General features: G+C 33.2%; 8 protein-coding genes. All 8 read left to right on the top strand.

Going from position 1 to position 12757, the window contains the following annotated elements; translation table 11 throughout:
- Positions 1-10: 10 nt before the first annotated feature.
- The gene (gene rnc / locus DFR54_RS04560) at positions 11-715 is read left to right on the top strand and encodes a ribonuclease III (RefSeq protein ID WP_114289103.1); all 705 of its coding nucleotides are present in this window, start codon (positions 11-13) and stop codon (positions 713-715) included.
- A gap of 18 nt (positions 716-733) precedes the next feature.
- Entirely contained in the window at positions 734-4309 is a 3576-nt protein-coding gene (smc, locus tag DFR54_RS04565; RefSeq protein ID WP_114289104.1) for a chromosome segregation protein SMC, read from the top strand.
- A gap of 13 nt (positions 4310-4322) precedes the next feature.
- Positions 4323-5135 carry a Cof-type HAD-IIB family hydrolase gene (locus tag DFR54_RS04570; RefSeq protein WP_114289105.1) on the top strand — a complete coding sequence of 271 codons (813 nt, stop codon included), beginning with the start codon at positions 4323-4325 and terminating at the stop codon, positions 5133-5135.
- Positions 5136-5144: 9 nt separating this feature from the next.
- Complete coding sequence (gene ftsY / locus DFR54_RS04575) at positions 5145-6302, top strand: signal recognition particle-docking protein FtsY (protein WP_114289106.1); 1158 nt, start codon at positions 5145-5147, stop codon at positions 6300-6302.
- A gap of 186 nt (positions 6303-6488) precedes the next feature.
- The gene (locus DFR54_RS04580) at positions 6489-7241 is read left to right on the top strand and encodes a DeoR/GlpR family DNA-binding transcription regulator (RefSeq protein WP_114289107.1); all 753 of its coding nucleotides are present in this window, start codon (positions 6489-6491) and stop codon (positions 7239-7241) included.
- Positions 7238-8158: a 1-phosphofructokinase gene (gene pfkB / locus DFR54_RS04585; RefSeq protein WP_114289108.1), complete on the top strand. Its 921-nt coding sequence runs from the start codon at positions 7238-7240 to the stop codon at positions 8156-8158. The genes DFR54_RS04580 and pfkB overlap by 4 nt, the downstream gene beginning before the upstream one ends.
- An 11-nt stretch (positions 8159-8169) precedes the next feature.
- Positions 8170-10104, top strand: coding sequence for a PTS fructose transporter subunit IIABC (locus DFR54_RS04590; protein WP_114289109.1), 1935 nt, complete (start codon positions 8170-8172; stop codon positions 10102-10104).
- Positions 10105-10257: 153 nt separating this feature from the next.
- Positions 10258-12537 carry a bifunctional glutamate--cysteine ligase GshA/glutathione synthetase GshB gene (gene gshAB, locus DFR54_RS04595; RefSeq protein WP_114289110.1) on the top strand — a complete coding sequence of 760 codons (2280 nt, stop codon included), beginning with the start codon at positions 10258-10260 and terminating at the stop codon, positions 12535-12537.
- Positions 12538-12757 lie beyond the last annotated feature (220 nt).

The raw sequence follows: 12757 nt of genomic DNA on the forward strand, positions 1-12757 counted from the left end.
AGCAAAAACCATGATAGAAACATTAATGAAAGAAATAAAAGACACATATAATATTGTTTTTAAAGATATTAGTCTATTGGAGCAAGCTTTTACCCATTCATCCTATGTGAATGAGCATCGACACTTAGAGCTAACAGATAATGAACGCCTTGAATTTTTAGGTGATGCCGTTTTAGAATTAATTATTTCTGAATACTTGTATCATCATTTTCAAGACTTACCAGAAGGTAAACTAACTAAATTAAGAGCGACAATTGTTCGTGAAGATAGTTTAGCTATGTTTGCTAAAGAATGTAAATTTGATACTTACGTTCGTTTAGGTAAGGGTGAAGAAAATTCAAATGGACGTACACGTTCATCACTTTTATGTGATTTATTTGAAGCGTTTTTAGGTGCATTATTTATTGATCAAGGTTCAAAAGCAGCTAATGACTTTATTTATCAAGTGATTATTCCTAAAATTGAATCTGGTGCTTTTTCACATGAGATGGATCACAAAACAGCTTTACAAGAAGTTTTACAAAAAAATGGTGACATCTTAATTGAGTACCGACTAGTTAAAGAAGAAGGACCAGCTCATGAACGTATTTTTCATGTAGAGGTCAATGCAGGTGGTACCTTACTTGGTGTAGGTTCTGGAAAATCTAAAAAAGTAGCTGAACAAAAAGCTGCTGAGGTAGCATTAGCTGATTTGAAAAAGAAAAATCAGTGTTAGGAAGGAGATTAAACTTTAGTGTATTTAAAACGAATTGAAATAGCTGGGTTTAAATCTTTTGCAGATAGAACTGTTATTGAATTTAATCAAGGATTAACAGCAGTCGTTGGACCAAATGGTAGTGGAAAAAGTAATATTACAGAAGCAGTTCGTTGGGTATTAGGGGAGCAGTCAGCAAAAAATTTACGTGGTGGAACCATGCCAGATGTAATTTTTGCTGGCTCTTCTTCACGTCCAGCTTTAAATATCGCAGAAGTTACTTTAGTACTTGATAATGAAGAACGTTTTTTACCAATCGATTTCAGTGAAGTCAGTGTAACAAGACGCTTAACTAGAAGTGGTGACAGTGATTTCTTTATTAATAAACAGAGCTGCCGATTAAAAGATATTGTTAATTTATTTATGGACTCAGGTTTAGGTAAGGAATCATTTTCAATCATTTCTCAAGGTAAAGTAGAATCTATTTTTAATAGTAAACCAGAAGATCGTCGTGGTATTTTTGAAGAAGCAGCTGGTGTATTAAAGTATAAAACCCGTAAAAAAGAGGCTGAGAAAAGACTATTTGAAACAGAGGATAATCTTAACCGTGTTCAAGATATTATTTATGAGTTAGAATCTCAACTTGAGCCTTTAAAAGAGCAAAGCGATGTGGCAACTAAGTACTTATTGTATAAAGAACAATTAACAGCAGTTGATGTCAGTGTCACGGTTCAAAAGATTGAGCAATACAAAGAAACGTGGAATGAAAAAGAGGCAGCTTTAAACAAAATTTTAGTTGAAATTAATGCTAAAAGAGAAAGTCTCTTAGTTGAAGAAGAGAAATTAAAAGAATTAAAAGACTCTCGTGAAATTCTTGAAAAAGAAATTGATAGTAAACAAAGTGAATTGTTATCTGTGACAACTGGTTTTGAAAAATTAGAAGGTCAAAAACAATTACTAGAAGAAAAGAAACGTCATTCTGATCAAAATAAGGAAACTTATGAAGAAAATTTAGCTTCATTAGCAGCTAAAGAAATTGCTGTGAAAAATGAAATAGATACTTTGAAAGAAGAAGAGGCTTCTTTAACTGTTACTAAAAAAGAATTACTTGTTGAAGTAGAAGAATTAAAAGCAGAAGTTCAGCGATTTAGTAAGTCAACAAAGGAACAACTAGAGGATTTACGTAGTGATTATGTTGATGTGATGCAACAACAAACTAATATTAACAATGATTTAAAATATTTGGAAAAACAACATCAGCAAGAAATGATGCGTAATGAAAAAGATGTTAATACCTATGAGACTTTATTGTTAGAAGAAAAAGAAACTCAAAAAAACTATGACACAACTAAAAAAGCTTTAGAAAAACAAAGTCTGACAGTTCAAGAGTTACTAGCGAATTTTAAAGAAGTTCATAGTGAAGTAAATGAGTTGAAATCTAAAGTTTCAACCAATGAAAGACAAATGTACGAAGCTTTAAAAATTCTCCAGCAAGCTCAAGCTAAAGAAAAAAGCTTACAAGATTTAAAAGCAAATTATGCAGGCTTTTACCAAGGTGTTCGAGCAGTCTTAAAAGATAAGGATTTTCTTGGTGGAATTGTTGGAGCTGTAGCTGAACTTGTTACTGTACCAAAAGAGGTTAGCTTAGCTATTGAGACAGCTTTAGGTGCTTCAGCTCAACATATCATTACAGAAGACGAAACAAGTGCTAGAAAAGCTATTTCTTACTTAAAACAAAAACGAGTAGGTCGAGCAACGTTTTTACCACTGACAACAATTAAACCTCGAGCACTAAATCAAAGTATTAAAGCTAAAGTCATGTCACATCCTGGATTTATTGGAATTGCTAATGAGTTAGTCACGTATGACACTAAGATTAGTAAAATAATTGAAAATATTCTAGGCTTAACGATTATTGCTAAGGACTTACAAACAGCCAATGAGTTAGCTAAGCTAATTAACTTCCAGTACCGTGTGGTTTCGCTTGAGGGAGATGTGATGAATCCAGGTGGTTCAATGACTGGTGGAGCAAATAAATCAGGTCAAAACAATCAACTGTTTTCTCAAGGTCAAGATTTAAAAGAATTAGAAGTTCAAGTGGCTCAAATGACAAGGCTTTATGAAATGAAAGAATCAGAGGTTAAAGCCTTAAAACAAGAGCTTCAACTAAAAGAAAGTCAATTAGAAGAAGTGAGACATGAAGGTGAAGTTGCTCGTCTAAAAGAGCAAACTTTAACTAATAACTTAGAAAAATATGAACAAAAAGTTACTAGACAAGAAAAAGAACGTCGTGCGTTTGAGTATGAAAAACGTGAATTACAACGTTTCTTAGAAGATTACAAAGAAGAAAAAGAACAATTATTAGAAGCTCAAGAAAAATTAGCTACTAAAAAGTTAGAGCTTGATAAGTTAATGAAAGAAACCAGTGAGCTTGAGGAAGAGACGACTCAACAAAAAGAAATCTCTCAAAACAAATTAAATCAAAAACAAGCTGAACTAGCGGTTATTACAGAAAAAAATTCTCATCTAAACTTACGAATCAAAGAAAGAGAATTTGAGTTTGAAGAGTTAACAACTAATAAAGAAAATCTTCATTTCCAATTAAACTCAGAATCAAGTGAACACTTAAGTCACGGCGAAGTGAGTCAACGTATTGAAGAAGAAATGATACGCCTAAAATTAGCCAAAGAAAATCTAAGTGATACGTCAGAGAACTTGAAAAAACAAAGAGAAGCTCTTTACCAACAGATTTCTGTTGGAGATGATAAAATTGTTGAGCAAAATCAATTGATTCAAGAACAAATGGACCAAAAAACAGCAGTCGAAGTAGCCAAAAATAGTGCTAATATTGCTCTTGACCGCTCATTAATGTATTTACAAGAAGAGTACGGGCTAACCTTTGAAGCTGGTAAACTGAATTACGAGCCAGTTGAAGATTTTGAAGCTGGTAAAGAAAAAATTAAAGTATTGAAGACTGAGATTCAGCAACTAGGTGTGGTTAATGTCAGCGCGATTGAGCAGTATAAGGAAGTTAAAGAACGTCATACATTCTTAGTTTCTCAACAAGAAGATTTAATTTTAGCAAAAGATGAGTTATTTGAAACCATGAATGAAATGGATGAGCTAGTTATTAAGAAATTCCATGATGTCTTCTGTGATATACGTGAAGAATTTAGAAAAGTGTTTCCGAATATGTTTGGTGGTGGACATGCAGACTTAATTTTAACGGACCCAACAGATTTACTACACACAGGAATTGATATTATTGCTCAGCCACCAGGTAAAAAATTACAAAACTTAAGCTTACTCTCAGGTGGAGAAAGAGCATTAACAGCGATTGCTTTACTATTTGCGATTATTCAAGCACGACCTGTTCCTTTCTGTATTCTTGATGAGGTTGAGGCAGCTTTAGATGATGCCAACGTTGCTAGATATGGAAATTACTTACGTCATTTCGGGGAAGATACACAATTTATTGTGATTACCCACAGAAAAGGTACAATGGAGTCAGCCAATATGCTTTACGGTGTGACAATGCAAGAGTCAGGTGTTTCTAAAATTGTATCTGTTCATTTAGAAGAACTTGAAAATCAAGAAAAACTAGATATGTTGTGAGAGGGGAAAATCAATGATTAAATTAATTGCAATTGATCTAGATGGTACACTTTTAAAAGATGATAAAACCATTTCAGATAGAAATAAAGAGATTTTAACAAAAGCTAAAAACCAAGGGACTAAAGTTGTTTTATGTACAGGACGTCCATTACTAGCTGTTGAATCTTATTTAGACCGTTTAGAGTTAAGAGATGAAGGTGATTATAGCATTACCTTTAATGGTGGCTCAGTTCAAAAAAATGATACGGGAGAAGCTTTATTATCTTTTTCTTTATCCCTTGATGAAGTTCAAGCAGTGGCTGAAGTTATGACAGAACTAGATTTACCGTTAGATATTATTACAGTAGATACTTGTATTAACTTAACAACATCTAAAACAAAACAATCCATTTATCATACATTAAATCCATTACTAACATTTGTAACAAAATCACCAGAGGAACTGGATGATACAATTGTTTTTAATAAAATGGTAGTTGGAACAGATCCTGAATACTTAGATGAAAAACTAAAAAGTTTATCACCTGAATGGTACGAGAAATTTAATATAATGAAATCAAGAGATTGCTTACTAGAAATCATCCATAAAGATGTTAGTAAAGCTAATGGAATTGATTTATTAGCCAAAGAATTAGGCATTAAACAATCAGAAGTAATGGCTATTGGGGATGAGGAAAATGACGTTTCAATGATTGAATATGCTGGAATGGGTGTTGTCATGGAAAACGGTAATGAGAACCTTAAAAAACTAGCACAATTTGTGACAAAATCAAATCAAGAAGACGGCGTGGCCCACGCTGTTGAAAAATTTGTTTTAGTCGATTAGGAGGATACTATGGGATTTTTTGATAAAATTAAAAAAGCAGTCTTAGGTGAAAAGCCTGCTGAAGAAGAAATCAAAGACTTGCCTGTTGAACAGGAGGAAACCCCTGAAATTGAAGAGGTTACCTCAATAGAAACAGTTGAAGTTGAAACACCTGTTGAAGAAAAAGCAGTTGAAATTAAAGAAGAGATTCAAGTAGAAAAAGTAGAAGTTGTTAAACAAGAAGAAACCATTGAAAAATACGACAAGGGATTAGAAAAATCTCGTAAGACATTTGGTCAATTTATGAATGATTTGTTCTCTAATTTCCGTATGGTTGATGATGAGTTTTTCGAAGAATTAGAAGAAGCTTTAATTAGTGCAGACGTTGGTTTTGAAACAGCAATGAGAATTTCTGATGAACTTCAAGAAGAAGTTAAATTGAAAAATGTTAAGAAACAAGAAGACGTTCAAAATACAATCATTGAAAAATTAGTTGAGATTTATGAGGCTGAAGGTCAAGAAGAGAATAATAATTTAAACATCCAAACAGATGGTCCAACGATTATTCTTTTTGTTGGTGTTAATGGTGTTGGTAAGACAACAAGTATTGGTAAATTAGCTCACCGTTATAAACAAGAAGGTAAAAAAGTTTTATTAGCAGCAGCAGATACCTTTAGAGCTGGAGCAATTGACCAATTAGTTGTTTGGGGAGATCGTGCAGGTGTTGATGTTGTAAAACATAGTGCTGGAAGTGATCCTGCGGCAGTTGTTTTTGATGCTGTAGAAAGAACTAAAAAAGAAAACTATGATATTTTATTAGTTGATACGGCAGGTCGTTTGCAAAATAAAGTCAACTTAATGAAAGAATTAGAGAAGATGAAGCGTGTTATCGAAAGAGAATACCCATCGGCTCCTCATGAAGTTTTACTAGTTGTTGACGCAACAACTGGACAAAATGCCATGATTCAAGCAAAAGAATTTAAAGATACAACTGATGTAACAGGTATTGTACTTTCTAAACTAGATGGTACGGCTAAAGGTGGTATGGTCTTAGCTATTCGAAATGAATTACACTTACCAGTTAAGTTAGTGGGATTAGGTGAAAAGATTACTGACTTAGCTGACTTTGATCCAAATCAATTTGTTTATGGTTTATTCAAAGATCTAATGGAAAACTACGAAAATTAAAAAGAGAGGTTGTGACAGAGATTATTTCTGTGACGACATCTATTAAAAAAGTTGCAGTGAGATAAATGTTTATTTATGTCACTGCAATTTTTTTATCAAAATCAGTCAAAAACATTCTAATTTACGAATGATTTTGGTTGAAAAAGAATGAAAATGATAGTATAGTAAAATTATGAGGTGATGAAAGTGCTAACAGAAGAAAGACAACAGAGTATTTTAGACCTATTAAAAGAAAAAGAAATCGTTAAAACAAGAGACTTAATGATTAAGTTTGATGTTTCTGAATCAACGATTAGACGAGATTTACAAGAGATGGAAGAGGCTGGTTGGCTACGCCGAGTACATGGCGGGGCTAAGCGAATTATTAAGTTAGAGTCTGAACCTAGTATGGTAGAAAAATCATCCAAAAACCTTCATGAGAAAAAAATGGTTGCTAAATATGCTGCTTCTTTAGTCTTACCAGGTGAGTTTATTTATTTAGATGCAGGAACAACAACTTTAGAGATGTTACCTTTCTTAAAAGAAAAAAAGGTTCATGTCATTACAAATTCAGTTCAACATGCCAGTATCAGTATTGATTTAGGCTTAACGACAACGATGTTAGGTGGCAGCATTCGCTTAACAACAAAAGCAGCGGTTAGTAATCAAACTATTGAACAAATTAAAACTTGTTACTTTGATAAAGCATTTATGGGAACTAATGGAATTCATGAAAACTATGGTTACACAACAGCAGATGCTGAAGAGGCAGCAACGAAAAAAGCTGCTATGTCACAAGCACAACATGTCTTTATTTTAGCTGATGATTCAAAGTTTAATAAAGTAAACTTCGCTAAAATGGGAAATTTAGATGAAGCTATTATTATTACAAATCAAATAAATAAAGAAGTAAGTCAAGAATTAAGAAGTCAAACAGTTATTAAGGAGGTAGGAAAATGATTTACACAGTTACCTTAAATCCAGCTGTCGATTATGTGATTCAAGTACCTGATTTTGCTGAGGACAAATTGAATGTCACAACAAGTGAGCATAAATTTCCAGGGGGGAAGGGAATCAATGTTTCAAGAGTTTTAAATCAGTTAGAGATGGAATCCGTTAATTTAGGCTTCATTGGTGGATTTACAGGGAGATTCATCGAAGAAAAACTTTATGAAGAAAAATTAGGTGCTGATTTTATTGCCGTTCAAGGTGATACAAGAATCAACATTAAATTAAAAAGCCAAGTTGAAACAGAAATCAATGGTCAAGGACCACAAATTACAGCAACAGATATTAGCCATTTAAAAAATAAATTAAGTCAGTTAAGAAAACAAGACTTAGTCGTATTCTCAGGAAGTATTCCTAAAGGAGTTTCAAAAGATATCTACCTAGAGTTGATTCATGTAGTCAAACAAAATGAAGTTCCTTTTGTAGTGGATATTAGTAGTCAAGAGTTACTAAATATTTTGCCACTTAAACCGATTCTAATTAAACCAAATCATCATGAATTAGCTACAATTTTTAATACTTCTTTTGCAAACTTCGACGAGATGATTCCTTACGGTGAAAAATTATTAGAACAAGGTGCTCAAAATGTTTTACTCTCTATGGGAAAAGACGGAGCGACATTATTTACAGAAGGAGGTATTTACCGAGTTAATGGACTTTCTGGTGAGTTGAAAAATTCAGTCGGAGCTGGAGATTCCATGGTCGCTGGATTTATTAGTCAACTAGTTCAAGGGAAAGATTTATTAACTTGTTTTAAATACGGTGTGGCTTCAGGGAGTGCCACTGCCTTTAGCGATGACTTAGGAAGTAAAGAAGCTATTTTAAATTTAGTTAACCAAATTACGATAAAAACAATTAAAGAATATTAGGAGGAGAAAAAATGAAAATTGTCGATTTATTATCTGTTGATGCTATGATTATGAATTTGTCAGCAACTGAGAAAAAAGCTGCTATTCATGAGATGGTTGAAAAATTACATGCTGCAGGTCGAATTGAAGATGTGACGGTTTTTGAAGAAGGTATTTTAGCTCGTGAAGCTCAAACGTCAACTGGTTTAGGTGATGGACTAGCAATGCCACATGCGAAAAACAAAGCGGTACTTAAACCAACAGTTTTATTTGCGAAAAGTAATAGCGGAGTTGACTATGAAGCTTTAGATGGTCAACCAACCTTTTTATTTTTCATGATTGCAGCGCCAGACGGAGCTAATGACACTCATTTACAAGCTTTGGCAGGTCTTTCGCGCTTATTATTAAATCCAGAATTAATTGCTGATTTGAAAAAAGCGACACAACCAGAAGAAGTGATTCATTTATTTGATGAAGCTCAAAAAGAGTATGACAAAAAAGAAAGTCAAGAAGAGTCTGTTGTTGTCAGTTCAGATCAACCATTTGTAGTAGCTGTAACAGCTTGTCCAACAGGGATTGCTCACACTTACATGGCAGAAGATGCTCTTAAGAATAAAGCTAAAGAATTAGGTGTAGAGATTAAAGTTGAGACAAATGGATCAGAAGGTATTAAACATGCTTTAACAAAAGAAGATATTGAGCGTGCGAGTGGTGTTATTATTGCAGCTGATAAAAATGTAGAGATGGCTAGATTTGATGGTAAACCATTAATTAATCGTCCAGTAAGTGATGGGATTAAAAAATCAGCTGAGTTAATTGAATTAGCAACAAGTGGTAAAGCAAATGTGTATCACCATACTGGTGGAAATGACACGAAAGAAGAATCAGCTTCAGGTAGTATCGGTTCTCAAATTTATAAACATTTAATGAATGGTGTTAGTCACATGTTACCATTTGTTATTGGTGGTGGGATTGCGATTGCTTTAGCATTTTTAATTGACCAGATGCTAGGTGTGCCAACGGATTCGTTAGGTTCACTTGGATCATATAACCAAGTGGCAGCTTACTTCAATACCATTGGTGGCACAGCCTTTTCATTTATGTTACCTGTTTTAGCTGGATTTATTGCTTCAAGTATTGCTGATCGCCCAGGTTTAATTGTTGGGTTTGCAGCAGGTGCTATGGCATCATCTGGTGTGGCTTTTGGACAACTAGAAAATCCTATGCCATCTGGATTTTTAGGTGCTTTAGTAGGTGGTTTCTTAGCAGGGTACGTAATTATTTTCCTTAAAAAAGTATTTGCTAACTTACCAAAATCTTTAGATGGTATTAAAGCTATTTTATTCTATCCTGTTTTTGGTTTGTTAATTACAGGTGGCTTGATGTTACTTGTTAATATTCCAATGTCAGCTATTAACACAGGTTTAAATAATTTCTTAAATAACCTTTCAGGTGGTAATGCAGCGATTTTAGGTGCTTTACTTGGTGGGATGATGGCTGTTGACTTAGGTGGCCCTATTAATAAAGCTGCTTATGTGTTTGGTACTGGAACCCTAGCTGCAAGTGTAGCAACTGGTGGTAGTGTTGTTATGGCAGCAGTTATGGCTGGTGGGATGGTACCACCTTTAGCAATTGCGATTGCAACAATTCTATTTAAAAAAGAGTTTTCTAAAAAAGATCAAGAAGCAGGAATTACTAACTTAATTATGGGATTCTCATTTATTACAGAAGGAGCAATTCCATTTGCAGCTGCTGACCCACTACGTATGATTCCAAGTTTTATTATTGGTTCATCAGTAGCTGGTGGTTTAGTTGGAGCTTTAGGTATTAAGTTAATGGCACCACATGGTGGAATTTTTGTTATCATGTTAGTCAGCCAACCGATTCTTTACTTAGTCTTTATCTTAGTTGGTTCATTAATTAGTGCTGTGATTTTAGGTATGTTACTAAAAAATAAAAATAAATAATCATTCGAAAAATGGCTGAGACTTATTTTGTCCCAGTCATTTTTTTACTATTTTTTAGTATGTAATCATAATTTTAGAGAAAGTAATCACTGAATGATATAATAGGTGGGTATAAAGTTAAAGTATGTTGAAAAGGTATAAGGTGGAAATTAAATGAAAAAAATGAAACAGATGTTGTCATCTGACTTAATAAAACCATTATTTAAAGAATTTCGAATTGGCTTAGAAAAAGAGAGTCAACGTATAACACCAGATGGAGAATTAGCGACAACAGAGCACCCGAAAAGAATAGCATCAAGAGATATCCATCCCTACATCCAAACAGATTTTAGTGAAACTCAAATGGAATTAATTACCCCAGTATTTGATTCAAGTGAAGAAACCTTAAGATTTTTAGGGGCATTACACGATGTGACTTTACGTTCTTTAGAGAATGGTGAAAGACTATGGCCTATGAGTATGCCACCAGTCTTGCCAAGAGATGACAAAGATATTATTATTGCTAAATTAAGTGACCAAGGTGATGTTAATTATCGCCGTTATTTAGCTAAAGTTTATGGTAAAAGAAAACAGATGGTTAGTGGTATTCATTATAACTTTGAGTTTTCTGATGAATTTTTAAGAGCTTTATTTAAAGAACAAGATCAAGTAACTTCTTTTGAAGAATTTAGAACAAGCTGTTATATGAAAGTATCTCGTCAGTATTTAAGATATCGTTGGCTAGTAACTTATTTATATGGCGCAAGTCCTTTTGCTGAGAAAGGGTATTTCTTCAATCAGCCAGTTGAACAACCCGTTAGAAGTTTTAGAAATAGCCATTTTGGTTATACTAATCGACCTGAAATTAATGTGTCTTATGATTCTTTGGAAAAATATGTCGCAGATATTAATGATTTGATTGATAATGGTTTGTTAATAGAAGCTAAAGAGTTTTATTCAGCTGTTAGACTTCGTGGAACTGATAATATTGACGAGTTATTAACTAAAGGTGTTTCTTATATTGAACTTAGAAATATAGATTTAAACCCATTTGCAGAATATGGTATTTCTCTTGAAACTTTAGATTTCTTACATTTATTTATGATGACTATGTTGTGGTTAGATGAAACAGAGGAAACTTCTGAGAGTTTATTGAAAACAGGTGTTGTTAAGAATGAACAAGTTTCCTTAGAACACCCAATGGTTAAAACAGACAATTATGAGGAAGGTTTGTGGCTGCTAAACGAAATGGAAAAACTAGCGACAGCCTTAAACTTACCAAAAGAGTATTTAGCTGTTATTGAAAAAAGCTCAAAAGCTTTAGAACATCCAAAAGAAACTTTAGCTGCTCAAATAGTAACGGAAATCGAATCAACTTATAAAACTAATAAAGAATTAGCAACGTCTTTAGGAAATACGTATCATGAAAGAGCTATTGAAAAACCATATCAACTATCAGGTTATCGCCACATGGAATTATCAACACAAATTATGATGTTTGATGCTATTCAAAATGGTGTCAAAGTTGAAGTACTTGATGAAAATGACCAGTTTTTAAAACTAACATATCAAGGAAAAGTTGAATATGTAAAAAATGCGAATATGACAAGTAAAGATTCCTACATTGTGCCGCTGCTCATGGAAAATAAAACAGTAACTAAAAAAGTATTAGCTAAAGCTGGCTTTAGAGTCCCATTAGGCAAAGAATTTTCTAGTATGGAAAAGGCAGAACAAGCCTATGATTTATTTGCTAATAAAGGATTTGTCGTAAAACCTAAATCAACTAACTACGGCTTAGGAATTTCTATTTTCAAAGACGGAGCTACTTTTGAAGATTATAAAAAAGCTTTGGAAATAGCTTTTAGTGAAGATACTGATTTATTAGTAGAAGAATTTTTACCAGGAACTGAATATCGATTCTTTGTTTTAGATGGTAAAACAAGAGCAATTCTGTTGAGGGTTCCGGCTAATATAGTGGGGGATGGGAAACGTACTATCACAGAATTAGTTAATGAAAAAAATCAAGATAGCCTACGTGGAACGCATCACAGATCACCATTAGAAATTATTCAGTTAGGTGATATTGAACAATTAATGCTTAAAGAGCAGGGATTAACTATTGATAGTATTCCGGCAGTAGACCAAGTTGTTTACTTAAGAGAAAACTCAAATGTTAGTACTGGTGGCGATTCTATTGATGTCACTGATGACATGGATGAGAGTTATAAAAAAATTGCAGAAGAAGCAGTCGAAGCCCTAGGTGCCAAAATTTGTGGTATTGATTTAATCATTCCTGATAAAACTATTAAAGGAAATAAAAAAGATACTTCTTATGGTATTATCGAAGGAAACTTCAACCCAGCCATGCATATGCATATTTACCCATTTGCAGGAACAGGTAGAAGATTAACCATGAATGTATTAGAGTTATTGTATCCAGATATTAAAAAGTAGAAAAGAAGAGCGAGGCATAGTATTTAGACTTTTTGGAGTAGAGAAATCTACTCCTTTTTTTATTTTTATACATAAAGAGTTAAAAAATTAAATATATGTGATTATGAAAAATTTACCGTTAAAGATAGAATTTTTGCTTTAACTTTAGAAGTAAACTACAAACATTCTTTCTATTTAAAAATAAAACTATATTTGAGCTTTTTTCAAGTGTCAAACTTAT

This window comes from Vagococcus fluvialis, from assembly GCF_003337315.1.
In the GTDB taxonomy this organism is placed as follows: Bacteria; Bacillota; Bacilli; order Lactobacillales; family Vagococcaceae; genus Vagococcus; species Vagococcus fluvialis.

Excerpts from the sequence above, each read along its gene's own strand:
- rnc (WP_114289103.1), top strand. The coding sequence starts at position 11 with ATGATAGAAACATTAATGAAAGAAATAAAAGACACATATAATATTGTT.
- DFR54_RS04570 (WP_114289105.1), top strand. The coding sequence starts at position 4,323 with ATGATTAAATTAATTGCAATTGATCTAGATGGTACACTTTTAAAAGAT.
- ftsY (WP_114289106.1), top strand. The coding sequence starts at position 5,145 with ATGGGATTTTTTGATAAAATTAAAAAAGCAGTCTTAGGTGAAAAGCCT.
- pfkB (WP_114289108.1), top strand. The coding sequence starts at position 7,238 with ATGATTTACACAGTTACCTTAAATCCAGCTGTCGATTATGTGATTCAA.
- DFR54_RS04590 (WP_114289109.1), top strand. The coding sequence starts at position 8,170 with ATGAAAATTGTCGATTTATTATCTGTTGATGCTATGATTATGAATTTG.
- gshAB (WP_114289110.1), top strand. The coding sequence starts at position 10,258 with ATGAAAAAAATGAAACAGATGTTGTCATCTGACTTAATAAAACCATTA.